General features: G+C 65.8%; 19 protein-coding genes. 11 read left to right on the forward strand and 8 right to left on the reverse strand.

Annotated features, from left to right (window positions below; all coding sequences use genetic code 11):
• Positions 1-235: 235 nt before the first annotated feature.
• Positions 236-1,393, reverse strand: a complete 1,158-nt coding sequence (locus tag AC1VNY_RS26780) for a cysteine desulfurase family protein (protein WP_482407493.1) — start codon at positions 1,391-1,393, stop codon at positions 236-238.
• A 460-nt stretch (positions 1,394-1,853) separates the two neighbouring features.
• Between AC1VNY_RS26780 and AC1VNY_RS26785 the strand changes: the two genes are divergently transcribed.
• Positions 1,854-2,501 carry an alpha/beta hydrolase gene (locus AC1VNY_RS26785; RefSeq protein WP_016843213.1) on the forward strand — a complete coding sequence of 216 codons (648 nt, stop codon included), beginning with the start codon at positions 1,854-1,856 and terminating at the stop codon, positions 2,499-2,501.
• 107 nt (positions 2,502-2,608) lie between these two features.
• Here the strand turns inward: AC1VNY_RS26785 and AC1VNY_RS26790 are convergent, their stop codons facing one another.
• The 3 genes from AC1VNY_RS26790 to AC1VNY_RS26800 form a co-directional block, all read right to left on the reverse strand.
• A complete protein-coding gene (locus AC1VNY_RS26790) occupies positions 2,609-2,938 on the reverse strand; it encodes a DMT family transporter (RefSeq protein WP_482407447.1) in 330 nt (109 codons plus the stop codon).
• A gap of 3 nt (positions 2,939-2,941) precedes the next feature.
• Complete coding sequence (locus AC1VNY_RS26795; protein WP_482407448.1) at positions 2,942-3,619, reverse strand: glutathione S-transferase family protein; 678 nt, start codon at positions 3,617-3,619, stop codon at positions 2,942-2,944.
• Positions 3,620-3,701: 82 nt separating this feature from the next.
• Complete coding sequence (locus tag AC1VNY_RS26800) at positions 3,702-4,805, reverse strand: anhydro-N-acetylmuramic acid kinase (protein ID WP_482407449.1); 1,104 nt, start codon at positions 4,803-4,805, stop codon at positions 3,702-3,704.
• A 150-nt stretch (positions 4,806-4,955) separates the two neighbouring features.
• Here AC1VNY_RS26800 and tyrS point away from each other — a divergent pair, with 150 nt between their 5' ends.
• Positions 4,956-6,209 (forward strand): tyrosine--tRNA ligase, encoded by a 1,254-nt coding sequence (tyrS, locus tag AC1VNY_RS26805; protein WP_253608780.1) that lies wholly within the window; start codon positions 4,956-4,958, stop codon positions 6,207-6,209.
• Positions 6,210-6,265: 56 nt separating this feature from the next.
• Entirely contained in the window at positions 6,266-7,516 is a 1,251-nt protein-coding gene (locus AC1VNY_RS26810; protein WP_028344964.1) for an MFS transporter, read from the forward strand.
• A 739-nt stretch (positions 7,517-8,255) separates the two neighbouring features.
• On the opposite strand, the gene AC1VNY_RS26815 is transcribed toward AC1VNY_RS26810, so the two are convergent.
• Positions 8,256-11,957 carry a YhdP family protein gene (locus tag AC1VNY_RS26815; protein WP_482407450.1) on the reverse strand — a complete coding sequence of 1,234 codons (3,702 nt, stop codon included), beginning with the start codon at positions 11,955-11,957 and terminating at the stop codon, positions 8,256-8,258.
• 228 nt (positions 11,958-12,185) lie between these two features.
• Here AC1VNY_RS26815 and AC1VNY_RS26820 point away from each other — a divergent pair, with 228 nt between their 5' ends.
• Positions 12,186-12,935 (forward strand): peroxiredoxin, encoded by a 750-nt coding sequence (locus AC1VNY_RS26820; RefSeq protein WP_482407451.1) that lies wholly within the window; start codon positions 12,186-12,188, stop codon positions 12,933-12,935.
• 100 nt (positions 12,936-13,035) lie between these two features.
• On the forward strand, positions 13,036-14,400 hold the full coding sequence (locus tag AC1VNY_RS26825; RefSeq protein WP_482407452.1) for a M23 family metallopeptidase: 1,365 nt from the start codon (positions 13,036-13,038) through the stop codon (positions 14,398-14,400).
• Between the two features lie 70 nt (positions 14,401-14,470).
• On the opposite strand, the gene AC1VNY_RS26830 is transcribed toward AC1VNY_RS26825, so the two are convergent.
• Positions 14,471-15,724: a DUF5666 domain-containing protein gene (locus tag AC1VNY_RS26830; RefSeq protein WP_482407453.1), complete on the reverse strand. Its 1,254-nt coding sequence runs from the start codon at positions 15,722-15,724 to the stop codon at positions 14,471-14,473.
• Complete coding sequence (locus AC1VNY_RS26835; RefSeq protein ID WP_038388399.1) at positions 15,721-16,596, reverse strand: DUF6502 family protein; 876 nt, start codon at positions 16,594-16,596, stop codon at positions 15,721-15,723. Before AC1VNY_RS26835 ends, AC1VNY_RS26830 begins: the two co-directional genes overlap by 4 nt.
• 162 nt (positions 16,597-16,758) lie before the next feature.
• Here AC1VNY_RS26835 and AC1VNY_RS26840 point away from each other — a divergent pair, with 162 nt between their 5' ends.
• The 6 genes from AC1VNY_RS26840 to AC1VNY_RS26865 all read left to right on the forward strand — a co-directional run bounded on the left by AC1VNY_RS26840 (position 16,759) and on the right by AC1VNY_RS26865 (position 23,002).
• Positions 16,759-17,193, forward strand: a complete 435-nt coding sequence (locus AC1VNY_RS26840) for a hypothetical protein (RefSeq protein WP_482407454.1) — start codon at positions 16,759-16,761, stop codon at positions 17,191-17,193.
• A 201-nt stretch (positions 17,194-17,394) separates the two neighbouring features.
• A complete protein-coding gene (locus tag AC1VNY_RS26845; protein WP_482407455.1) occupies positions 17,395-17,583 on the forward strand; it encodes a hypothetical protein in 189 nt (62 codons plus the stop codon).
• Positions 17,584-17,600: 17 nt separating this feature from the next.
• Complete coding sequence (locus AC1VNY_RS26850; RefSeq protein ID WP_482407456.1) at positions 17,601-19,541, forward strand: glycosyltransferase; 1,941 nt, start codon at positions 17,601-17,603, stop codon at positions 19,539-19,541.
• 3 nt (positions 19,542-19,544) lie between these two features.
• Positions 19,545-20,285, forward strand: a complete 741-nt coding sequence (locus tag AC1VNY_RS26855; protein WP_482407457.1) for an ABC transporter ATP-binding protein — start codon at positions 19,545-19,547, stop codon at positions 20,283-20,285.
• Positions 20,282-21,709: a glycosyltransferase family 4 protein gene (locus AC1VNY_RS26860; RefSeq protein ID WP_482407458.1), complete on the forward strand. Its 1,428-nt coding sequence runs from the start codon at positions 20,282-20,284 to the stop codon at positions 21,707-21,709. The genes AC1VNY_RS26855 and AC1VNY_RS26860 overlap by 4 nt, the downstream gene beginning before the upstream one ends.
• A gap of 6 nt (positions 21,710-21,715) precedes the next feature.
• Positions 21,716-23,002, forward strand: a complete 1,287-nt coding sequence (locus AC1VNY_RS26865) for an O-antigen ligase family protein (protein WP_482407459.1) — start codon at positions 21,716-21,718, stop codon at positions 23,000-23,002.
• Positions 23,003-23,206: 204 nt separating this feature from the next.
• Here AC1VNY_RS26865 and AC1VNY_RS26870 read toward each other — a convergent pair whose 3' ends face one another.
• A complete protein-coding gene (locus AC1VNY_RS26870; protein ID WP_482407460.1) occupies positions 23,207-24,442 on the reverse strand; it encodes an ABC transporter substrate-binding protein in 1,236 nt (411 codons plus the stop codon).
• Between the last annotated feature and the right edge of the window lie 125 nt (positions 24,443-24,567).

The following is a 24,567-nucleotide window of genomic DNA, read 5'->3' on the forward strand; positions in this document are numbered from 1 at the left end:
CTTTGCGGAGATGAAGCGGACGGTGTCTTCCGACAGCCCCTTCGGGGCCTTGTCGGACTCGATCAGCGTCTCAAACCCATATCGATACTGGTCGACGTCGATGCGCCGGACGCGCTCGACCGTCTCTTGTACAGCAGGCATTCAATCCTCCGCTCGCGGTTTCAAGGACCGCGGTGGATATCAAGTTCCGAAAATCTCTTACGATGCTTTGATGACGAAATCCGCTTAGAACAGTTCAAGCTGTGTTTCGTCGTCCCCCCTTAACTAAGGTATCGGCGAGCTTTCGCCAAGCCTTGAGGGTCAAATCCACGTCTGTCTCCGTGGTAGACCAGCCAAGACTGAGCCGCACCGCTCCCTGGGACACCTCCGAACGGTATCCCATTGCCTCCAGCACGTGGGAAGGCTGGACCTTGCCCGACGAACAGGCGGAACCGGACGAGACTGCGATTCCCCCAAGGTCGAACCCGATCACCGCCGTCTCGGCCTTCATTCCGGGTACCGTGAACAGGACGGTATTGGGCAACCGCTTGACGTCATCGGAGAACACCAGCACGTCCGGCGTCTGCCGCAGCCCGTGCTCGAGCTGGTCGCGCAGCCCCCTGACGCGGGCCGCGTCGCCCTTCAGCGCCGCCATCGCGGCCTTGGCGGCCGCACCGAACCCGGCAATGCCGGCGATGTTCTCGGTCCCTGCCCGCCGCCCGAGCTCCTGCCCGCCGCCGCGCAGAAACGCCTGCAGGCCCTCGACGCCCTCGGCGAGCACCAGCGCGCCCGCGCCCTTCGGTCCGCCGATCTTGTGCGCCGACAGCGTCACCAGGTCGGCCTGCGTCGAGGCCAGATCGAACGGGATCTTGCCGAACGCCTGGATCGCGTCGACATGCAGCAGCCCGCCAGCCGCATGGACGATTGCGGCGACATCAGCCACCGGCTGAATGGCACCGGTCTCGTTGTTCGCCAGCATCACCGAGACCAGAGCCGGCGGACCGTCGGCCAGCAGTGCGCGCAGGTGGTCGAGATCGATCACACCGGCGCGCGTGACATGGATTGCGGCGGTCGCCTCCGTCGCAAACCGACCGCCCGCGAGCACGGACGCGTGCTCGATCGCCGACACCAGCAGCCGCTGCACCGGTGCGCCCGCGGCGCGGCGCAATCCCGGAGTCAGTGCAAGCGCATTGGCTTCGGTCCCACCGGACAGAAACACCACGTCCTGCGGCCGGCCGCCGACCGCCTTCGCCACGGCATTGCGGGCATCCTCGAGCAGCCGTCGCGCCCGCCGTCCCTCGCTGTGCACTGAGGACGGGTTGCCAATCAATTCCCACGCCGCAGCCATCGCCGCCTTCGCCTCCTGGCGAAGCGGCGTGGTGGCATTCCAGTCGAGATAGACGCGATCGGCCATGAAGCTATCCGCGGCAACCACCGTGGTTGCGGCCTTCACTGCGACATAACGACAGTTGACGACCGAGACCAGATCAGACGTCACCGGCACGGGAGATTTTTCACGCGCGGCAGGAGCGTTGCTGCGGCGAGACACGGCGTTCGCGGTCCCCCGAGCGCGATAGCATTATGACAGACTGAAACGTCAGGTAGCCTTCGAAGCAATCCGGCCGTGTCGATCCGGATCGCCGCCGCCGCGTCGGCAACGCGCGCAACGCGACGCGGATTCGCGACCGCCAAGCGGCACAATTTCCTTGATTTTTGCCCCTTGCGTCATGCTAGAAGGCCTCCAGCGTGCCGCGCGGCGGTGCCTGCGCCGATTTCATCACGAGCTGCTCTGTTCGCGAACCGTCGCTGAAGATGGCTCCAACCGGTTGATTGATCGACGTCAATCAAGGGAACGCGGCAATCAAGGGAACACAATGCCTGAAGTCATTTTCACCGGCCCTGCTGGCCGCCTCGAGGGCCGCTACCACCCGGCCAAGCAGAAGAACGCGCCGATTGCGATGATCCTGCATCCGCATCCGCAGTTCCACGGCACGATGAACCACCAGATCGTCTACCAGTGCTACTACGCGTTCGCGCACCGCGGCTTCTCGGTGCTGCGCTTCAACTTCCGTGGCGTCGGCCGCAGCCAGGGCTCGTTCGATCACGGCACCGGCGAATTGTCTGACGCCGCGAGCGCGCTCGACTGGGCGCAGGCGATCAATCCGGAGGCGCGCGCCTGCTGGGTTGCGGGCTTCTCGTTCGGCGCTTGGATCGGCATGCAGCTTCTGATGCGCCGGCCGGAGGTCGAGGGATTCATCTCGATCGCGCCGCCCGCCAATCTCTACGACTTCTCGTTCCTTGCGCCCTGCCCGTCGTCGGGCCTGATCGTGCACGGCGACAAGGATGCCGTGGTGCCGCCCAAGGACGTCAACACGCTCGTCGAGAAGCTGAAGACGCAGAAGGGCATCGTGATCGACCAGCAGGTCATCCCCGGCGCCAACCACTTCTTCGACGGCAAGCTCGAGCCGCTGATGGAGACGGTGACCGGCTATCTCGACATGCGTCTCGCCAACGTACGCTGACGTTGCCGACCTTGTAGCCCGCATGAGCGAAGCGACATGCGGGGCGCGGCCGACAAGAACCCGGATATCGCTGCGCTCATCCGGGCTACGGTCCCTACGGCACTGACCTATTCCGGCGCCAGCTTCAGCGCGGCAATCCCGATCAGCACCAGCGCGATCCCTGCGACTTTCATCGGGTTGAGCGCCTCGTTGAACAGCAGCACGCCCATGGCCAGCGTGCCCGCCGCGCCGATGCCGGTCCACACCGTGTAGGCGACGCCGACGCCGAGCACCTGCAGCGCGCGTCCGAGCAGGAACACGAACGCGGCGAGCAGCAGCAGCGAGACCAGCGTCCAGCCGAGCCGCGTATAGCCTTCGGCATATTTCATCGAAATCGCCCAGCCGACGTCCAGCAGGCCGGCGACGATGAGCGCGATCCAGGCAATCGAGTGCGACATGGCTTACGCGGCAAGCTTCAGCATATGCGCGCGGTGGCCGACCAGGAACGCGTGCAGCAGCGCCGGATAGTCAGGCGACACCGCGCTGCGTACGCTCGGCCGCTGTGCCAGCGCGCTGCGCCAGGCGCGAAGTTTTGGCGTGTGCGTGAAAACAGCGAGATCGGTCAGCTGGTCGAACAAATCGAAATAGCGGAAGATCGGCGCGAACACCGCATCCACCAGACTGAAGTTCTGGCCGGCGAAGAACGGACCGGCGCCGAGCGAAGCCTCGACGCGCGCGAATTTCGCCGCGACCGCCTGCCGCTTGCTCTCGAAGGCCGCGGCATCTGTCGCGGTCTCGAGCCCCCAGAGATCGCCGAGAATGGCCGAGCCGAACTCCATCCAGGCGCGATGCTCGGCGCGCGTCAGCGCGTTCTCCGGATGCAGCTTCGCCCCCGCCTGCGTCTCCTCGATGTACTCGCAGATCACGTTGCTTTCGAACAGCGCGACCTCCTTGCCGTCGTCGCGCGTCACCACCAGCACCGGCACCTTGCCGAGCGGCGAGATCTTCAGGAACCAGTCCGGCTTGTTGGCGAGATCGATGTCGATCCGCTCGAACGGCACGCCCTTCTCACGCAGCGCGATCACCGCGCGTTGCACATAGGGACAGAGCTTGTGGCTGATCAGCTTCAGGGCGGCCATGACGAACCTCGCGTTCAATGCAACTGCATCGAATTAAATGCAACGGCATGGAACTGTCAAGGTAGATGCATTTGCATCTAAATCACGGTCGCGCGATGATACCCCCGGTCATCGGGATCGGCACCCCCGTGGTAGCGGGATAGCTCAGCGGCAGGCCCTTCATGCCGCGCGCGGCAAGGAAGCCGAACGCCTGCGCCTCGATCGCATCCGCCGCCCAGCCGAGCGCCTCGGCCGGCTCGACGGTCGCCGGCGCCAGCCGCTCGCGCAGCATCCGCATCATCGTGAGGTTGGAGGCGCCACCGCCGCAGATGATCCAGCTTTTCGGCCGTTTCGGCAGCAGCGGCACGACGCGGGCGATGGCCGCGGCAGTGAAGGCGGTCAACGTCGCGGCGCCGTCGGCCGGCGCCACGGCGCCGAGCTTGAGGCTGGCGAAGTCGTTGCGGTCGAGCGATTTCGGCGGCGGCAGCGCAAAGAACGGCAGCTTCAACGCCTGTGCGATCCAGGCCTCGTCCGGTTTGCCCAGCGCGGCGAACTTGCCGGCGGTGTCGAACGGCTGGTGCATCTGACGGAACATGAAGTCGTCGAGCAGCGCATTGCCCGGCCCGGTGTCGCAGGCGATCAGCGTGTCCGTGCCGTCGATATAGGTGATGTTGGAGACGCCGCCGATATTGACCACGACGATCGGCCCCTCGCGGTTCAGCGATTGCACCAGCGCGCGGTGGTAGACCGGCACGAACGGCGCGCCCTGCCCGCCGGCCTCGACGTCGGCGGCGCGGAAATCGTGCATCACCGGAATATGGATCACCTTGGCGAGCGCCAGGGCATCGCCGATCTGCACCGTCAACCTGCGCTCGGGGCGATGCAGCACGGTCTGGCCATGGAACCCGACGATGTCGATATCCTGGGCGGAGATCCGGTGCTGCGCCGTGAAGTTAGCGACCGCCTCGGCATGGGCCGTGGTGACGGCCTGCTCGGCCTGCCGCAAAATCCCCGGCCGGGCGTCGCGCTGCGACAGATGAACCGCCTCCGTCAGCGCCTGGCGCAGCAGGCTGCGCTCGCCTTCGGTATAAGGCCGATAGCCCGAGGGGCCGAAAGACTTGATCTGACGGCCATCGGTCTCGATCAATGCCACGTCGACCCCGTCGAGCGAGGTACCGCTCATCAGACCGAGTGCCGTTAACATCATGTTGGAAGCGCCCCAGCCGGGAACCCCCGGCTTGTCTCAAACAAGTACATCCTATAATGCCACTGCGCGTCCGCCTGCGGCAGCCTCAGCGCCAAGGTTCCGCAAATTGATGCAAAAACCGTAAAACAGAATGAGCTGGCTGGCCGACAAATGACTGCATTTAAATCGGATTTCCTGAACACTTTACAGGAACGCGGCTTCGTCCACCAGTGCTCCGATTTCGAGGGCCTCGACGCGCTTGCCGCGAAGGGCCAGGCGACCGCCTATGTCGGCTATGACTGCACCGCACCGTCGCTGCACATCGGCAACTTCCTCACCATGATGATGCTGTACTGGCTGCAGCAGAGCGGCAACAAGCCGATCACCCTGATGGGCGGCGGCACCACGATGGTCGGCGACCCCTCCGGCAAGGACGAGACGCGCGCAATGCGCACGGTTGCGGAGATCGAAGCCAACAAGGCCTCGATCCGCGGCGTGTTCGCCAAGGTGCTGCGCTATGGCAACGGGCCTTCCGACGCCATCATGCTCGACAATGCCGAGTGGCTGACCAAATTGAACTGGATCGAGATGCTGCGCGACATCGGCCGGCACTTCTCGGTCAACCGCATGCTGACCATGGACTCGGTGCGGCTCCGGCTCGAGCGCGAGCAGGAGATGAGCTTCATCGAGTTCAACTACATGGTCTGCCAGGCCTACGACTTCGTCGAACTGTCGCGCCGCGCCGGCTGCCGGCTGCAGATGGGCGGCTCCGACCAGTGGGGCAATATCGTCAACGGCGTCGATCTCGGCCGCCGCATGGGCACGCCGCAACTGTTCGCGCTGACCACGCCGCTGCTCACCACCGCCTCCGGCGACAAGATGGGCAAGACCGCCAAGGGCGCGGTGTGGCTCAACGCCGACCAGTTCTCGCCCTACGATTTCTGGCAGTACTGGCGCAATGTCGAGGACGCCGACGTCGTCAAGTTCCTCAAGCTGTTCACTATCCTGCCGATGAGCGAGATCAGCAAGCTTGCGGCGCTGGCCGGCGGCGAGATCAACGAGGCCAAGAAGGTGCTGGCGACGGAAGCGACCGCCCTGCTCCATGGCCGCGATGCAGCGAACGAAGCCGCCGAGACCGCGCGCCGCACCTTCGAGGAAGGTGCGCTGGCCGAAACCTTGCCGACGGTGGAAATTCCGCGCGGCGAATTTGAAGCCGGCGTCGGCGTGCTCGTCGCCTTCGTCAAGGCCGAGCTCGTCGCTTCCAACGGCGAAGCGCGCCGGCAGATCAAGGGCGGCGGCCTGCGCGTCAACGATGCCGCCGTGACCGACGAGAAGATGTTGCTGACTTCGGCCAATCTCACACCGGAAGGCGTGGTGAAACTGTCGCTCGGCAAGAAGCGCCACGTCCTGCTGAAGCCTGCATAGGCGCATTCGCATTTGTCGGTTGTCGGGAGTGCGGAAAGCGCGCTCCCATCTTTCCGATGGACCAGCAGACCACGCCTCCGAACGACACGCTTGCAACGCCGGCGAAGCAGTCCCGCGTCGCGCTGAACGTGCTCGCGCTCTGCTTCGTGCTGTCGGTGCTCGGGCGCGGCCTTAGCGACAGCTTCACCGTTTTCCTGAAACCGATTTCGGAAAATTTCGGCTGGGACCGCGCCTCTGTGGTGTCGGTCTACTCGCTGACCTGGCTCGCCAGCGGCCTGACCGCGCCACTGGTCGGACGCCTGTTCGACCGCTCGGGTCCGCGCGTGGTCTATGCGCTGGGCCTGTCGCTGCTCGGTTGCGCATTCCTCGTTGCTTCACGCGCGCAAGAGCTCTGGCAATTCCAGCTCAGCGTCGGACTCTGCGTCGGTTTCGGCACCGCGCTGATCGGCAATGTGTCGAATTCGATCCTGCTCGGCCGCTGGTTCGGACCACGCCTGCCGACTGCGATGGCCGTGATGTATTCGGCGACCGGCGCCGGCCTCTTGCTGCTGTTGCCGCTGTCGCAGGTCTTGATCGACCGGATCGGCTGGCGCGAGGCCTATCAGGTGTTCGGCATCGGCGCGCTCTGCCTGCTTGTTCCGCTGGTCTTTCTGCCGTGGCGGCTGCTCGCCGGCGGATCGCCGCATATCGTCAGGAAGGCGGAAAGCAGCTTGGCCGACGAAGGCTGGACACTGCTCAGCGCGATGCGCCACCACGCCTTCTGGGCGCTGTTCTCCACCTTCTTCTTCACCGCGATCGCGATGTATGCGCTGACCGCGCAGATCGTCGCCTATCTGATCGATGTCGGCTTCCCGCCGCTACAGGCGGCAACCGCCTGGGGCTTCTCCGGCGTCGCGCTGTTCGTCGGCATGCTCGGCGTGTCCACCCTCGACGGCATCATCGGCCGCCGCCCCTCGGTATTGTTCAGCTACGGCGTCTCGATCCTCGGCATCATTCTGCTCTGGCTGCTGCAGTGGTATCCGAACTACTGGCTGCTGACCGGCTTCATCATCTGCTTCGGCAGCATGATCGGCTCGCGCGGCCCGCTGATCACCGCGACCGCGCTGAAGATCTTCCGCGGCGAGCGCGTCGGCACGATCTACGGCACGATCATGATCGGCAGCGGCCTCGGCTCCGGCCTTGGCTCGTGGGGCGGCGGCCTGATCCACGACTGGACCCACAGCTACAATCCGCTGATCGTCTTCGCGCTGGTCAATGTGGTGCTCGGCCTGATCCCGTTCCTGGTGGTGCCGGCACTGCGGCGGTGAGTTCGCGACCGGCACGTCCGCTTACCCCGCGAAGGGCAACGTGGAATCCGACATGAACGCATGCGGCCTCGGGCCAATGCTTGGGTCGACAGGCGTTCGCGAAATGAAACAGGCCGCCAATTGCAGCGGCCCAAGTCGATGACTCCAATTCCTTGATTGCGAGAACCGGCTCGAGCGGTCTTGTAAGCCACGGAAGTCGATTCCCTGGTCCGGTACTGCTAGTCGCAGCGACGGACCCTCCGGACCGATCCGTCGTCACGCTCGATCGTGACGGTGCGGCATCCGCGATATCCGCGATCATATCCGTAGGCGCGATAAGCGGGTCGATCGTAGTCTCGGTAGTAACGGGGCTCCGGGCCCACTCTTACGCCGCCGAGCGGCGTATCAACGGCAACCTGAGCTGACGCGGGTGCAATGGAGATCGGCGTGGCCATCGCGAAACCGGCTACCGCCAGTGCACCAGCCAGTAACAGCGTTCTCATGAGAGTTCCTCCTGAGTCATTGAATTGCTCTCCAACATCCCAGATAGGGCAAGGTTCCTGCGCGAACTTCATCCGGACGGCGGGCCGCTCGGACTTGGTGGCAGCCTCGGATGAATGCGGACAGAAACCCGCCGCCGCGCGCATTCCTGAACCAGGCAATGCAACCGAGAAGTCGGGCGAGGGTCGAGAGCGGACGGTGAGACGGCCGGCGCGCGATCTCCACCGGCCTCGAAAGCAGGCGTCGATGAGCGAGCGCGCTAATTGTTCGTCGTCGGCAGATCGTTCGGGCCGTACTGCTTGAACTCGAAGATCTTGCGCGTCAGGCCGGGGGCCAGCGCGGAGATCGGATTGACGCGCAGCACCGGCGCGCTCGGCGTTCCCACCACTTCATAGGTCACGCCGATCAGGCCTTCATTGCTGCCGGCGCCGAGGAAAATCCCGAAGAACGGGATCTGGCCGAACATGTTGTTCAAACCGTACATCGGAATGAAGGTGCCGTTCATCCGCACCTGGTTGCCGATATAGTCGATGCTGCCTTCGATGGTCGCGCCGATGGTAGGCCCCTTGACCACACCATTGCGGATCGAAAGCTGGCCGCTCTGGCGGGTGAATTCGGCGCGCAGCGCGTCGAACCCGATGCCGTTCTGGGTGCTGACAGGCCCGCCGGCAACGGCGCGATCGAGCTGGGTTTCGCCCTTCACCGAGAAGCCGGTGATATTGATGAGCCCCTCCCTTGGGCTCGGCTCGGGGATCGGCGGCTCCATCGCGAGCGTAAGCTGGCCGCCGACCACCTTCGAATAGGTGTCGATGAAGCGCAGGAACGCGCCGGCGTCGGCGGTCTGCAGATAGATCACCTCGCGACCCTGCTGGCGTCCGCGCATATCGACCGTGACGGGGGTGTCGCGTCCGACCTTGCCGCTCAGCGTGAACGCCTTGAAGAACCCGTTGCGGCGCGAGACCTTGGCGTCGACGCTGCGCAGCGCTTCGCCGTTGAATCCTGCGACCGCGCCGAGTTTCAGATCGACATCGAAATCGGTGGTCCTGGTCTTGCTCTTGGGATCGCTATCGCGGCCGGAGATCGCCGACTTCAGGAAGCCGCGGCCGTCGAACACGTCGCCGCGCATCGTCACCTTGATCACGCCGTCGGGACCGCGGTCGGCACGCAGCGATGTCTTGTCACCTTCCGACGGCGCGTAGGTCGGGAAGTAGGCATTCATGAGGTCGCCGTTCTGGTCGACCTCGAGCGCGCCCTTGATCGACACGCCGGCGCCGTCGATCGAGATATCCTCAAACCTGGTCGATTGACCCTTCGGCACCACGTTGAAGGTCGCCTTGCCGGCCCTGCCCTGCGCCTTGACCCAGCCCGGCAGGATGTTGTCGAGCTTGAGCTGGGTCAGGTCGGCCTCGACGCCCATCTTGGTGGTGGGATTGTCGCCGCTGCCGATCTTGCCGGTCAGCTTGATCGGGATCGCGCCGGACACCGCGGGGCCGAGATCGAGCCCAAGGCGCGCGCGGCTCGCATCGTCCAGCGTCGCCTGCAGCTTGACGTCGGCATCGCCCTCGGCCGGCTTGCGGTAGTCGAGCGAGGCCGCCTGTCCGTTGATCTTGACGTCGCCCTTGACCTGGAAGCCGGCATTGCTGGCGATCACCTTCAGCGTGTTGGCTTCGAGCTTCTGGTTCATCACCAGCTTGTCGACGGCAACGCCGGAGATGTCGGCGGTGACCGAGTAGAGCGTATCGGCCTTGGTCAGCTCGCCCTTCACGGGCATGCCGAGATTGATCGTCGCGGTGACGTTGCCCTTGCTGGCGTTGGGATCGATCGGCGGACCGGAGAGATCGCTGAGCCGGTCGGACGCGAGGATTTCGGCGGCGGCCGGCACCGGACAGTCGACCCGGAACTTGACCTTCGACGGCGACGGCTTCGGCGCCATGTCCGGCACCTCGAAGGTGAAGTCCGACAGCGTGATCTTGCGGCCCGCCGGCGTGTCGGCAATGCCCTGGTTGATGGTCACGGTCGCGGTGCGGCCGGTCACCCGGGCCTTCAAATCCGCGTCATGCACCGCGGGCATCTGATCCACCGGACGCACTGTGACACCCGAGGCGACAATGTTGACCGAGAGGCCGTCATCCGGGATCGGCGGTCCCTTGCGCGACAGGTTGTGCACCGGCGAATTGACGCCGACATCGATACGCTGGAGCGTGCCGCGGTCGATCCGCTCGAGCACCCATTCGCGCACCTCGGGCACGATGATGATCGGCCATATCCTTTTGAGGGCCGAGGCCGACATCGGCGTGCCGGCGAATCCGAGTTGCAGCCGCGGCTCGCCGGAATAGTCGATGCTGCCGGTTCCGGCGACGCCGATCTCGCCATTGGAGATGTCGGCCTGGGTCAGCAGTACGCGCTTCTTGTCGGTGTCGAACCGGAAGCCGATGTTGATGCGATTGAAGATCAGCGGCGGTTCGTTCTTGTCGGCGCCGGCCAGCACGATGGTGCCGCCGGACAGGCCGGCCTGCCAGTCGGTGACGTTGTCGTTCGGCGGCTCGAGATGGCCGAGCAGCGTGATGCGGTTGGCGCCCGAGATGATCTTGATCGGCGCCAACAGCACGCGCCGCCCCGAATCCCATTCGACGCTCATCTCGGCCGAATCGACCGGCATCGGGTAATCGGGCGTGTCGGTGTCGATGATGTTGCCGGCGCCGACATTGATCTTGCCGCGGAAGTAGGTCGGCAGGCCGTCGCGGCCGAGTTCGCCCTTCATCTCGCCCGAGAGCGGCAGGTCGGCGGTGTAGGTCAGATCCTTGGTCCGGAGCGCGAGCAGGATGTTCCGGGTGGAAACCTTGTCGGCCTTGATGTCGACCGAGCGCACGCCGTTCTGCTGCGGTCCGACCAGCACGCGCACCGACCAGGGTTTTGCGCCCTCCTCGCCGAAGCTGAGCGCAACGCCGCCGCCGCTCGGGCGCCGCAGGCTGAGGCTGATGTTCTCAAAGCTCCATTTGTTGCCGCGCTGCTGATCGTCGACGACGAGATTGCCGTTCTTCAGGCCGATCTCGTTGAGGTTCTGCCCGTCGAGGCCGGTCATGCTGAGGCTGTCGAGCCAGTCGAGACCGGCGAGCAGCCCGCTCTGGGCCGAATCGGGTGACGCGGAGGGCTCGGCGGCAACCGGCGGCGAGGCAACCGGCGGCGGCGGTGCTGCGGGTGTCGGCCGCGGGAATGTCGGCGGCATCCCCGCCTCCCGCTTGGAGGCAACGCCGGTGGCCAGCGGTTTTGCGGTGTCGCCGGCGGACACGGTGACATTGCCGTCGGGCGTGATGCGCACCGACAGCTCCGCATCGACCAGATTGAGGCTCTCCGCCCGCAACTGACCCATCAGGAGCGCGGTTCCCGACAAGCGCACTTCGGCCTTGGGCGCGCTCGCAACCACCGCATGGTCGCGGTCGCGGACGATGATGTCGCGGATGCGCACCGCGATCCTGACGCGGCCGGCGCGCTCGATCTGCGTCCCGCCGACCTCGACCGTGTTGCCGTGGCCGATATTCTCCTCGATCGCCGCGGCAAGCCACGGCGTCGCCATATCGAGATTGATCGGGCCGGCGCCGAGCCGCCACCACAGCGCGCCGAAGCAGGTGGCGAACATCGCGACCAGCACCACGAAGACCAGTCCGATGCGACGGATCCAGCGCCCGCCGTTCAGCCAGCGCTGCATGCCGGAGCAGAAATCGGTGAAGCGATGCAGGTTGGTGTTGGAACGCGCCAGCAATTGCCGCGCACGGTTGCCCGCCGCCTCATCCTGCTCGTCCCACGCAGCGTCGACTTCCCATTGCGAGAAGTCAGCCCCGGCGCGCGGATTTGGACCCTGCGGCGACGTGTTCCTTGCCATTGCCTCTCGGTGCTGACGGCGAAGCTGATCGCCGCCATCGGGGCGCCCGTCGATGCGTATCGAGCGCTCCTGTGCCGGCATCGCCGCCTATCCTCGCCTAATCATGTTACTCGCCGATGGCCCCCAGAACGGACCAAACCAACCAATCAAAAGCCAATTCAGCAAGCGGACGGGTCACGCGTCGAATTCCTTGTCACCATACTCCGTGGCCATCAAACTTGCCCAGCGGCCGGAGCGAATCCGGCCGCCGCCAATAAGACCCGCAATACCCCAATGGTTGAGCTTCGGAAAGCGACGAAAGGAAGGCGTATGTCCAAGAAAACGCGCAAGAAATCCTCCAACACAACCGGAAAGCGGGTCGCAACAAAGGTTGCGCGTGCCGCAAGCGCAAGCACTGGGAAGTCCGCGACGAAAACCCGCACAACGGTTGCGAAGAAGGCAGCGGCCAAGAAAACAACTAGGAAAACAACTAAGAAAACGACCAAGGCAACGAAAGCAAAGACCGCAGCGGGTGTTCGAAGCAAAGCCTCGCACAAGGCGGCATCGAAACCGTTAAAGCGAGAGCCGACCGCGACCGTGACCAACTCGTCCGCCGTCACACTTGCCGAGGGTGCCACGGCGCCTGGCTTCAACCTGCCGCGCGACGGCGGGGGCAGCGTTTCGCTGAAGGATTTTGCCGGCAAGAAGCTGGTGCTGTTCTTCTACCCCCGCGCCGACACCCCCGGCTGCACCAGGGAGGCGATTGATTTCACCCGGCTCAAAAGCGAGTTCGTAGCCAGCGGGACCGAAGTGGTCGGCATTTCCGCCGACACGGTTAAGGCGCAGGAGTCATTTCGAAACAAACACCAGCTGTCGGTGCCGCTGGTCTCCGATCCGGCCCACCGGATGCTTGAGGCGTACGGCGCCTGGGGCGAAAAATCCATGTATGGCAGGACCTTCATGGGAATTATTCGCACCACGGTTCTGGTCGATTCCAGTGGAAAAATCGCCCGCGTCTGGCGTCATGTGAAGGTCGACGGCCACGCCGAAGCGGTATTGGAGGCTGCCCGAGCGCTCTGACGGGACGAGTTCCGTTTCCTGAAAATTAACCATGACGGGCTCAAATCGGCCCCGCAAATTAGCCGTACGGAGCTTGGTCCGACCGGCCGCGGGAGTACCGATGTCGAGCCGGTCCGGTCACCACCAGGAACATCACAAACACCATCATGCGCAGGACCATGGCCGGACGCCGGCGCGCCGTCCGGCAGCCCATCACCCCGCAGCGGTGGCAGCGGTGGCGACCTCCGGCGAGGGCTATACCCTGGTCCATGCCGGCAAGCAGGTCCGGTTCGGGCCGGTGGTGTTCTGGATTATCGTCGGCACCGTGGTGCTGCTCGGCATGTGGTCGGCGGCGACCGCGACCTATTTCGCGTTCCGCGACGACGTGCTGACCCGGCTGATCGCGCGCCAGGCCGAGATGCAATACGCCTATGAGGACCGCATCTCGGAGCTGCGCGCCAAGGTCGACCGCACCACCAGCCGTCAGCTGCTCGACCAGGAGCAGTTCGACCAGAAGCTCGACCAGATCATGAAGCGGCAGTCGACGCTGGAATCGCGCGCCACCGCGCTTGGCGCGATGCCCGACGTCACCAGCACCGGATCGATCAAGCCGCAGGGCCGCGCCGAGGCGGCGCCCTCCTCCGGCCCGCTGAAACCCTCGCCGATCAGCGACACCGTGATCTTCGTGGCGCCGCCGGATCGCGAGGCACGGCTGGAATCGCGCGCGCCGCTGATCGCCAAGACGCAGCCGAACCAGTTCGCCAAGGCTCAGGGCGTCGACAACGTGCTGGTCCGCCTGCAGACCTCGCTTGACCAAGTCGAGCGGCGCCAGGTTGCCGCGCTCGCCTCGGTCGAGGACAGCATCGATTCCAAGGTGCGCCGGATGCGCGGCGTAATCTCCGATCTCGGCCTCAACATGGCGCAGCTCGAAGCGGCGACGCCGCGCTCCGGCATGGGCGGGCCCTTTGTCCCTGTGAAACTCTCTGCCGACGCCGGCGGGTTCGAACGCCAGCTCTATCGCATCAACATCAACCGCGCACAGATGCAGCGGCTGAACCAGACGCTGGCGCTGGTGCCTTACCGCAAGCCCGTGGTCGGTGAAGTCGAATTCACCAGCGGCTTCGGCGTGCGTACCGATCCCTTCCTCGGCCGGCCGGCGATGCACACCGGCCTCGACTTCCGGGCCGCGCAAGGCGATCCGGTGCGTGTCACCGCCAACGGCAAGGTGGTGTCGGCGGGCTGGGCCGGCGGCTATGGCCGCATGGTCGAGGTCGATCACGGCAATGGCCTGTCGACGCGTTACGGCCATCTCTCCGAGATCGGCGTCAAGGTCGGTGAATACGTCAAGATCGGCCAGGTGATCGGCGCCGTCGGCTCGACCGGCCGCTCCACCGGTCCGCATTTGCATTACGAGACCCGCATCGACGGCGAAGCGGTCGATCCGCAGAAATTCCTCCGCGCCGGCGTCCGGCTCAGCGCGGGCTAGCTCAATCGCACAACGATCGATCTGAACATCGGCGCAAGCGGTCTCGCTTGCGCCGATCGCGCGTGTCGTTTCAGCGGCGGCCGCCGCCGCCCATGCCGCCGGGCGGCCCACCGCCACCGAATCCACCGCCGGGCCCGAACGGACCACCACCGCCACCGGGCCCGAACGGTCCGCCGGGCGGGCCGAAGCCACCGGGACCGGGGCCGGTCGGTCCACCACCCAGCGGATCAGGCGCAGGCCCGCCGCCTGGCGGGCTGCCGCCCGGCATGCCGGACGGCGCTCCACTGGGGCCGCCACCCGGACCGCCGCCACCAGGCGCGCCGCGGCCGCCCGGTCCGCCAGATCCGGGTCCATGACCCGGTCCGGATCCGCCGCCGCCGGGGCCACGGCCCGGCGTGCCCGGGCTCTTCACCGACGAGCCCGGGAACTTGCCGACCGATTGCACCGATTCGACGCGCAGTTCGCGCGGGCCCGACAGCTGCGCGTTGACGACGACGCGCGTATCGGCCGCCGGCGAGAACCGCGAATGGTCGCGCGCGACAAAGCCGGAGCCGAGCTGCAGGTCATTGCCGACCCGCCGCACATAGGCCTCGATCAACAGTCGGTTCGCGCCGGCGAGATCGGAGAAATCATCGGCGCGGCTGCGCGACACCTGCATCACGCCCTGCGCGAGATGTCCCTCGGCCTGCACGCGCTGACCGACCAGCGCCGCATCGACGCCGGCGAGCTTGAGCTCGCCGATCCGCAAGGCGCCGGCGCGGTCGCGCTCGAGCGGCCCCGCGACGCGCGCGGCGGCGTCATGGCGCTCCTGCACCAGACTTGCGACGACGACGCCGTCGGTGCGGCGCAGCCCGAACACGGCGACATGCGCGCCCATCTTCAGCCAGCTCTCGCGCCCGGTCCAGGCGACCGTCTGGCCGAGCACCGTCAGCCCGCCCGGCCTCACCTGCTCGACCGGCCCGGTCACCTCGCTGGTCACATCGATGCGCTTGGTCGACAGCGTGCCGCCGGCGTCGCGCTGCGCCATCACACGCGCGAGCTGTCCGATCCGCAGCGCCTTGGCGCTCGCCGCCTCGCCGTCGATTCTGACCGGCACGTCGGGTGCATAGGCGACGCGCTCGCCATTGACATAGATCGAGCCGAACCGCTGGATCACGCCGACGATGCCGGTGCCACCGATGCCCTGATCGGAACCGGTGATGCCGGTGCCGCCGATGCCCTGATCGTTGCCGCGCTTCTTGACCTGCGCGCCCGCGAGCGACGTTCCGGCAAGCCAGAAGCCGACGAGCAGCGCACGGCGCGAGATAACGGGCGGACCGTTCACGACGCACCGCCTTCGTCGGCGTCGTCATCGACCGGGCCGTCCGGACCCTCGCGATAGATGTAGATGCCGAAATTCCAGCGATAGTCGCCGCCCTTGTCTTTTGCCAGCGCGCGGTTGGCCTCGCGGTTGGCGACCTTGAGCGCCTCCATCGCCAGCTCGCGCGAGCGGCCCTCGAGCCGTTTTGCCAGCTTCGCCGACAGGCCGTCGTAATGCACCGCGCGTTCGAGGAAGCGCGGCGCGGCCGAGGATACGTTGAGCTCGGCGGCCGCGACATGGTCGTGCAGGTTGCGGCCGAGATAGTGCCATTTGCGGTCGTCGTCGCCATGCGGCACGAAGGCCTCCTCGACCAGCATGATCTCGTCGTCGTCATTGATGGTGACGAGCTTGCGGTCGAGCCATTCGTCGAGCACCGCGCGCGGCCGCACATCCTTGGTGATCGATTCGACCAGCGTCTCGAACGACGGCGCGCCGCCGTCGGCGGTGCGCGGCAGCGGCAGCGGATCGCCCTTGGCATCGGTGAACTCGGGCGCGGCCAGCCAGCGCGCGATGATCGCGCTGGTGCGCGACAGCGTCGCCGGCACCGCATTGACCGGCGCGCCGGCGCCGCGCAGCCGCGCCACCTCCTTGCGGTGAATGCCGGTCAGCAGGCTGACGCGGCTGTCGGTCTGCTCCTTGCCCTCGAGCGCGAAGTCGTGCTCGGCGACGTTGACATAGAGCTCGCGCAGCAGCTGGGTCAGCGCCGGAAACGTCATGCCGCCGCGGATACAGAGCCGCACCAGCGGGCGCAGCATCCGCGCCAGTGGCGCATGCAGCTTCGCCGCGGCGATCGGCGCGGACGATCCCACCTTCGACTTCGGGGCCTTGGCATTCATGCCTAACTTTTAGCCGCCCGCGCCGTGAGACACAATCCCACCTCACTTGACGTGTGACATTTTCCCACTTATGGGAAACAAAATCACCTCCGGACACAGTCCGCGCGCTCGCTAACGGGTGCCACGGTGTCCGGCATTGCCGCCATCGCCACGGACCGCTCCATGACGACTGCCCGATTCGACCTTGCAATCGCGGAAGCCTGCCGGATCGCCCAGGTTCCCTTTGAGGAGTTCGTGTCGACGGTGATGGCGGGCGGCTATCCCTGCCTGCCGGGCGTTGCGCCCGGATCACCGCGCCGCTTCGACGAAACCGACCTGCTCGCGCTCTACATCTACGGGCGCCTGCTCGCCTTCGGTTTCGGCGGTCTGCGCGCCGGCGAATATGCCTGCCGCGCGCATGCCGGCCTCCGCGCCGAGCCACGCGCGCAATCGATCTCGATTGCGCTGACGTCCGACGGCGGCAAGCGCGTCGTCATCGAGCAGGATCTGCAGCGCCCGGCAGCGGCAATGCTGCCCGAGCGGATTCATTTCGACATCGCCGCGATCAGGCGCCAGCTCCAGCAACCGGCCGACCGCAGCGCCGCCGAGCCGGTCTGACGCTCCGCTAGCAACTCGCGCATTTGCTTGCCCGCCCCGCGCCATCGCGGCGCGATCGCACCGTCATGCGTTCCGATCCTTCCTCCCAGAAAAGTTGTCCACCGCCATACGTGGGACATAATCCCACATTTTAGTTCGACGCCATTGACGTGTGAAATATTCCCACGTATCCAGAATCCGTTCAGCAGGGAATCCGACGCAATGTCTCTTCGTTCGGCCCGCGAATCCGGTTCGTTTCACGAATCCGGTCGGTTCGCCGCCACCACATTCCGCTTCACGCCGCAGGTCCCCTGCGGCCCGATCGAGCCGGTGTTTCCGGCGCTGCTGCGCTCGCTGGTGTTCGCCGCCGCGCTGGCGCTGCCGTTCATCGTCGCCCTGTTCGTCGCATGATCCGGATCGAGCCGCCCATGATCGTCGTCAACGAGCCGGCCCGGCGTCCGTCGGTGCTCCACATCTTCAAGGTCTACTATCCCGACCTGTTCGGCGGCACGCTGACGGTGATCCGCGATATCTGCGCCGGACTGAAGGACACCTTCAACGCCGCCGTGCTGGTCTGCTCGCGCTCCGGCGGCGAGCGGCAGATCGTGGTCAACGACGTTTCGGTCGAGCGCGTGCACTCGTTCGGCGACGTGCTGTCGCTGCCGGCGGCGCCGACCTATCCGTGGCGGCTGTGGCGCCGCATCGCCGAGCACGATCTGCTGGCGCTGCACGCCCCCTTCCCGCTCGCCGACCTTGTCTTCGCCTTCGGGCTCGGCCGCACCCGCCCGCTGGTCGTGCACTGGCACGCCGACATCGTGTCGCACGCGGCCTTGCGCTTCCTGGTCGAGCCGATGATGCGGCGAACGCTGCGCCGGGCCGCCGCGATCATCGTCTCCGATCCGGTGCTGATCGAAACCACGCCGCTGCTGCAGGAATTTTCCGACAAGTGCCACGCCGTTCCGTTCGGCGTCGATGTCGCCAAATATGACCGGCCGGCCGCCCAGGCCGACGACGTCAACGCCCGCGGCCGTCTCGTGCTCGCCTGCGGACGCCTCGTTCCGTACAAGGGCTTCGACGTGCTGGTGCGTGCCGCCCACGCCCGCAATTTCGAGGTCTGGATCGTCGGCGAGGGCCGCGAGCGCGACAACCTCGAGCAGCTGATCCGCGACTACGGCCTGCAGGACCGCGTCCGCCTGCTCGGCTCGGTGTCCGAGAGCGAGCGCGTCAAGCTGATGCGCATCGCCGACGTCTTCGTGATGCCGTCGGTGACCAACGCGGAGACCTTCGGGCTGGCGCAGCTCGAGGCGATGGCCGCAAGCCGGCCCGTCGTCAACACAGCACTCGACACCGGCGTTCCGCATGTCGCCCGCGACGGCCTCGAGGCCATCACGGTGCCGCCCGGCGATCCCACCGCGCTTGCCGACGCCATCGAGACGCTGATCAACGATCCCGAGCGGCGACGCCGCATGGGGCGGGCCGCGCGCCATCGCGCGATGACGAAATACTCAACCGCAGCCTTCAAGGAGGGAGTCGAGACGGTGTATCGCAAGGTCGTTACCGAGGAGGCCGCCGCAAAGGACGCGGGGTCGTCAGCCCCAGCCCCGCGTCCCCGAACGGCAGGTTTCGTCGGCGCGATCCAGATCGCGGCAACACTGGCCTGGTCCGACGTGCGTCATCGCTACGTCCGCTCCCTCCTTGGACCCTTCTGGATGTCGATCCAGATGGCGATCATGGTGGCCGTGCTCGGCTCGGTGATCGGCCATCTCTCCAACGCCAGCACGGTGGCGCGGCTGCCGATGCTGGCGGCGAGCCTCACCGCATGGACCTTCCTCAACAGCGTGGTGCTCGACGCCACCACCGCGCTGCAGGGCTCGGCCAGCCTGATCAAGGATCGCGCGCTGCCGCCGGTGATCTTCCTGCTGCAATGTACCTTCCGGCAGGCGCTGTTCGCCGCCCATAACGCGATCGTGCCGCTGCTGCTCTGGCTCGTGCTGACGCCGCACGATGTCGGCGGCGCCATCGCCGCCCTCCCCGGCCTCGTTCTGTTCGTGGTCTGCACGCTGGGCCTGAGCCTCGTGCTCGGCGCGCTGGCGACGCGTTACCGCGACATCAAGCCGATCATCGAGTCCTCGCTGACGCTGGCCTTCCTGGCCTCGCCGATCATCTGGACATCCGAGATGATCGATCGCGGCTCGACCGTGATGCGGCTCAATCCGCTGACGCATCTGTTCGCGATCTGGCGCGACCCGCTGACGACCGGTCATGTCGCAACGGCGAGCGTGATCTACGTGCTGGCCTGCCTCGCTGCGCTCGCGGTCGCCGCGATCGTCACCATCACCCATCTGCGCAAAGCGGCATTCTGGATCTAGGGCATGGCAAGCATCCACCTCCGCGACGTCTGCCTCGATTATCCGCTGTACGGCGCCTACGACTTCTCGCTGAAGCGCCGCCTGCTCGGCCGCCTGTTCCGCCAGACCAGCGAGATGCGGACCATCCGCGCGGTCGACAACATCTCGATCGAAGCGAAGGCCGGCGCACGCATCGGCCTTGCCGGCCCGAACGGATCCGGCAAGTCCACTCTGCTGCGGCTGATCGCCGGCGTGTTCCCGGCGACCAGCGGCCGCGTCGAGATTTCCGGCAACATCGTGCCGCTGCTCGGCCTCGGTGCCGGCGTCAATCTCGATTTCGTCGCCGCCGACAATATCAGCCTGCTGCTGCGGATCTCGGGACGCAAGCCGACGCCGGCGGTCCTGGACGAGATCTGGGCGTTCACGGAACTGGAGGAGCGCATGCAGCGGCTGCCGCTGCGCATGTTCTCGTCGGGCATGCTGATGCGCGTGCTGTTCGCGACCGCGACCGCGTTTCCCGCCGACATCCTGCTGCTCGACGAATGGCTCAGCGTGGTCGACGAGAATTTCTCGGCCAAGGCCGAGCAGCGGCTGCGCAAGATGGTCGAGAGCGCGGCGATCGTGATCATCGCCTCGCACGACCACGCTCTGCTGCGCCGGACCTGCAACAGCATCATCAATCTCGATCACGGCCGCATCGCCAGCACCGTCGCGCTGGAGGCGCCCGTCCCGCATCACCTCGAGCTCAGAGAAATCAGCGTATGACAAAGATCCTGGTCGTCAGCGAGGCGCTTGGCGAGCCCAACCACAAGCGCGGCATCTTCCATTTCACCCGTGAATTGATCCGCTCGCTGGCCGGCGACGGACATGCCCTGACCCTCGTCGTGGAGACCACGCGCCGCTACCGGAAGCTGCGCCGCAGACAGCAGCGGACGCGCCTGCTGCCCGAGGACTCGCGGCTGATCGAGCTGCTCGCGCTCTATCGTTACCTCGATGAAACCGACATGAACTCGCCGATCATGCGCGGCGGCCTGCGCCGCACGGTCGACTGGTTCAAGCACAAGCTCAACGCGGCGACCTCGCTCGAATTCATCATCGCCTTCCTGCGCTCGATTCATCTGCTGCCGACCAGCGTCACGCTGATCGAGAACCGGACCGAGGGCCTCGAATACATTCCGACCGATTTGCGCCATCTCGAGTTGTTCGGCGATTTCCTGCTCGAGCCCGGCTTCTACAGCTATCAGGACACGTCGGCGCTGACCAGGTTGCCGCCGCCGCGGGTCGATGCGCGCGACTACGACGTCATTCTCATCGACACCCCGACCCGGGTTGCGATCCAGCGCCGCCCGGGCGCAAAGGTGATTTGCGTCGTGCATGACCTGTTGCCGATCACCGATCTCAAGCTGGATGACATCGCAACCCGCCTGTTCCTGTCGCGCCTTTTCACCAGCGTGAACCAGGCTGACGAGCTCGCCTTCGTCTCGAACTACAGCATGAACCGCTTCCGCGCCCTGCTCCCGCAATATGCGCACATTCCGGCGCGAGTGGTCTATCCGCGGACCCGTTTCGACGTCGCGGAAGCGCCGCTTGCGCCGGTGCCAACCGCGGTCCCGGCACGGCCGGGCTTCGTCGTCATCGTCTCGAACGAGCCCCGCAAGAACCTCGCGGCCGTCATCCGCGCCTTCCGCAAGCTGCCGGAGGCCGATCTCGTCGTGATCGGGTATGCCGGCGGCGCCAACCAGGCGCGCAACCTGCCGAAGAACGTCCGCTTCTCCGGCTATGTCGACGAGCACGAGAAGGCGGCACTGATCGCGGGCGCGCACGGCCTGATCATGCCGAGCCTCGCCGAAGGCTTTGGCGTCCCGATCATCGAGGCATTCGCGGCCAATACCCCCGTGCTATGCTCCGATATTGCCGTGTTCCGCGAGGTCGCGGGCGAGCTTGCCGACTATTTCGATCCGTTCTCGACCGACTCGATCTGCGCCTCGGTAGGACGCGTGCTGGCGCAGCAGGAGCAATGGCGCGACCGGATCCGCGCGCGGCGGACCGAGCTCGCCGAGCGCTTCGGCCACCACACCCAGGCGCGCGACCTGCTGTCCCATCGGGCTGCCCCGGACGTCGCGGCCGCCGCCGCGGCGCTCGCCGCCGCGATGGCGACCTTCAACGGTGCAACCGCGCATGGCGTGTGACCGGCCATGAGCACCGATTCCGACGCCATTGGTCTTGCAATCGAACCGCCAGCACGATGGCGCGATCGCGTCCGCGCCTGGTCCGGCTCGGTCGCCTATGTCCGCGCCACCGATACCCTGATCGCCCTGACCGCGGCGTCGCTACCCTGGTCGACCACGGCACTCGCCGTCTTCATGCTGCTGTGGCTTGTCGCCGTAATCCCGACCATCGACTGGGAGCAGTTCATGCTCGACCTCGCGCAGCCGGCCTTTGCATTGCCGATCGCGTTGGTCGCACTTGCCGTGATCGGCGTGGCGTGGTCGGAGACGAGCTGGGCCGAACGGCTGCAGGGCATCAAGCCGCTCAGCAAGCTGCTGCTGCTGCCGTTCCTGCTCGGCTATTTCCAGCGCTCGCAGCGCGGGCTCTCCGTGTTCCTGGCCTTCCTGGTATCGTGCACGCTGCTGATGATCCTGTCCTGGATCGTGCTGGCGCTGCCGCAGCTCAAGCTCGCGCACACCGCCTCCGACGGCGTGCCGGTCAAAAACTACCTCGACCAGAGCCAGGAGTTCGCGCTCTGCGCGTTCGCACTGGCGCTGCCGGCATTGACGGCGCTGCGGGCCCGGCAATGGCGCATCGCAGCCGGCGCCATCGCGCTGATGCTGCTGTTCGTCGCCAACATGCTCTACGTCGTGTCGGCGCGGACCGCGCTGGTCTACATGCCGGTGCTGTTGATCCTGTTCGCCTCGCTGCATCTGTCGCGGCACGCCACGCGGCTGCTGTTCGCCGGCGTCGCTGTCATCAGCCTCGTGGTCTGGACCACGTCCCCCTACCTCCGCCAACGCATCGCCGACGTCGGCATCGAGTATCGCGCCCACGACACCTCGGGCATCGCCTCGACCGCGCAGCGCCTGACCTATTGGCGGAAGTCGGTGAAATTCATCGCCGAGGCGCCTTGGCTCGGCCACGGCACCGGCTCGATCAGGCACATGTTCACGCAGGATGCCGTCGGGCAAACCGGCCTTGAGGCCGAGGTGATCAACAACCCGCACAACCAGACCCTCAATGTCGGGATCCAGTGGGGGCTGATCGGCATCCTGCTGCTCTGCGCGATGTGGACCAGCCACGTCAGGCTGTTCGCCGGCCGCGATCTCGCGACCTGGATCGGACTCGCCGTGGTCGTGCAGAACATCACGAGCTCGCTGCTCAATTCGCATCTCGCCGATTTTCACGAAGGCTGGATGTACGTGATCGGCGTCGGCGTCGCCGGCGGCATGGCGCTCCGCGCCCGCCGGCCGGAGAGGATTTTGGCGTAGATTTGTGACTCACGCCGCGCAGCACACTCGGTGTCGTCCCTGCCTAGTGCGCAATTGCGCACGGGAGCAGGGACCGATAACCACAAATGCTGATTGTTGCGCGATGCTGGAAGGACGAGTCCCTTCAACAACATCCGCCGCGGCGTATGGGTCCCTGCTTTCGCAGGGACGACGGTGGTGTTGCGGCGCGAGCGGCGCCTCCCCCTACCGCGACGCCTCGTGCCCGACCTCGCCCGTGATCACGTCGCCGAACAGCTCCCACGCCTCGCCGTTGAACCGCATCAGCTGCATCTGCTCGATCGGGAAGTAGTCGTCGGGGGAGGTGTTGACCATGACGCCCGGCAGCATCAGGTCGGAGTGGAAGTTCTTCAGGTTGGCGGCCTGCTTCATCACGTTCTCGCGCGTGAGATTGTCGCCGCATTGCTTCAACACCTGCATCATCGCCTCGGCCTGGACATAGCCATAGAGGTTGTTGGCGTTGGCCTTGTCGCCGTCGGGATAATACTTGTCCATGAAGGCGCGCCAGCTTTGCACCGCCGGATCCTTGTCCCAGGTCGGATCGGTCGGGTCCTTCAGATAGGCCGTCGAGATGATGCCCTTGGAGAACTCGAGGCCGGCCGCTTTCAGCACCGAGGCGACCGAGGTCGCGGTGTTGGCGAGGAAGAATTTCGGCTTCCAGCCGAGTTCGCCCACTTTCCGGATCGCCTGCGCCGAGCCCTTCGGCGCCGCCCAGGAGAAGAAGATGTCGGCGCCGGAATCGTGCAGCGCGACGATCTGCGAATCGATCGAGGGATCGGAGACCTCGTACGACTTGTCGGCGATGATCATGCCGACCTTGTCGCCGAGCCCGTCCTTCAGGCCCTTGAACTGATCCTTGCCGGCATCGTCATTCTGCCAGAACACCGCGATCTTGCTGTCAGGGAATTTGTCGCGAATGTACTTGGCGTAGATGCGTCCCTCGCTCTGGTAGTTGGGCTGAAAGCCCATCGTCCAGGGGAAGTTCTTGGGGTCGCCGAATTTGGTGCCGCCGGAGGCGACGAACAATTGCGGCACCTTCTTGGCATTCATGTATTTCATGATTGCCGAATTGGACGGCGTGCCGAGCGGCTGGAAGATCAGCAGCACCTCGTCGCTCTCGACCAGCTTGCGCGCCTGCTCGATCGCCTTCGGCGGCGAATAGGCGTCGTCGTAGCTGATGAAGTTGATCTTACGGCCGTTGATGCCGCCCTGCTCGTTGATCATCTTGAAGAACGCGGCCTCGGTCTTGCCGATCACCCCATAGGACGACGCCGGGCCGCTGTATGGCATGATGTTGCCGATCTTGATTTCGCCATCACTCGCGCCGGGATCGTATTTCTTCTGCGCGGTGGCCGAGGTCGCGATCAGCGCGGCACTTGCGAACGCCGCGATTGCGCCAATATATCCGAAACGAGCCGGCATCGTTTTCTCCCGATTTTTGTCGTTGGTTTTGGCGGCAAGTCTCGCAAGAGACGCATGTGCTGGCAAGCGCTGGGTTTTTCCGTTGGGCGAAACGGCATTGTTGCCTGGCGCTATTTGTGATTGAA

The organism is Bradyrhizobium ferriligni (assembly GCF_056837965.1).

Bases quoted from the DNA above. Each gene is read 5' to 3' on its own strand.
- AC1VNY_RS26865 (WP_482407459.1), top strand. From the start codon at position 21,716: ATGAGCACCGATTCCGACGCCATTGGTCTTGCAATCGAACCGCCAGCA.
- AC1VNY_RS26870 (WP_482407460.1), bottom strand. From the start codon at position 24,442: ATGCCGGCTCGTTTCGGATATATTGGCGCAATCGCGGCGTTCGCAAGT.
- AC1VNY_RS26845 (WP_482407455.1), top strand. From the start codon at position 17,395: ATGTCTCTTCGTTCGGCCCGCGAATCCGGTTCGTTTCACGAATCCGGT.
- AC1VNY_RS26840 (WP_482407454.1), top strand. From the start codon at position 16,759: ATGACGACTGCCCGATTCGACCTTGCAATCGCGGAAGCCTGCCGGATC.
- tyrS (WP_253608780.1), top strand. From the start codon at position 4,956: ATGACTGCATTTAAATCGGATTTCCTGAACACTTTACAGGAACGCGGC.
- AC1VNY_RS26820 (WP_482407451.1), top strand. From the start codon at position 12,186: ATGTCCAAGAAAACGCGCAAGAAATCCTCCAACACAACCGGAAAGCGG.
- AC1VNY_RS26785 (WP_016843213.1), top strand. From the start codon at position 1,854: ATGCCTGAAGTCATTTTCACCGGCCCTGCTGGCCGCCTCGAGGGCCGC.
- AC1VNY_RS26835 (WP_038388399.1), bottom strand. From the start codon at position 16,596: ATGAATGCCAAGGCCCCGAAGTCGAAGGTGGGATCGTCCGCGCCGATC.
- AC1VNY_RS26815 (WP_482407450.1), bottom strand. From the start codon at position 11,957: ATGCCGGCACAGGAGCGCTCGATACGCATCGACGGGCGCCCCGATGGC.
- AC1VNY_RS26795 (WP_482407448.1), bottom strand. From the start codon at position 3,619: ATGGCCGCCCTGAAGCTGATCAGCCACAAGCTCTGTCCCTATGTGCAA.
- AC1VNY_RS26780 (WP_482407493.1), bottom strand. From the start codon at position 1,393: ATGGCCGATCGCGTCTATCTCGACTGGAATGCCACCACGCCGCTTCGC.
- AC1VNY_RS26855 (WP_482407457.1), top strand. From the start codon at position 19,545: ATGGCAAGCATCCACCTCCGCGACGTCTGCCTCGATTATCCGCTGTAC.
- AC1VNY_RS26790 (WP_482407447.1), bottom strand. From the start codon at position 2,938: ATGTCGCACTCGATTGCCTGGATCGCGCTCATCGTCGCCGGCCTGCTG.
- AC1VNY_RS26850 (WP_482407456.1), top strand. From the start codon at position 17,601: ATGATCGTCGTCAACGAGCCGGCCCGGCGTCCGTCGGTGCTCCACATC.
- AC1VNY_RS26810 (WP_028344964.1), top strand. From the start codon at position 6,266: ATGGACCAGCAGACCACGCCTCCGAACGACACGCTTGCAACGCCGGCG.
- AC1VNY_RS26800 (WP_482407449.1), bottom strand. From the start codon at position 4,805: ATGATGTTAACGGCACTCGGTCTGATGAGCGGTACCTCGCTCGACGGG.
- AC1VNY_RS26860 (WP_482407458.1), top strand. From the start codon at position 20,282: ATGACAAAGATCCTGGTCGTCAGCGAGGCGCTTGGCGAGCCCAACCAC.
- AC1VNY_RS26825 (WP_482407452.1), top strand. From the start codon at position 13,036: ATGTCGAGCCGGTCCGGTCACCACCAGGAACATCACAAACACCATCAT.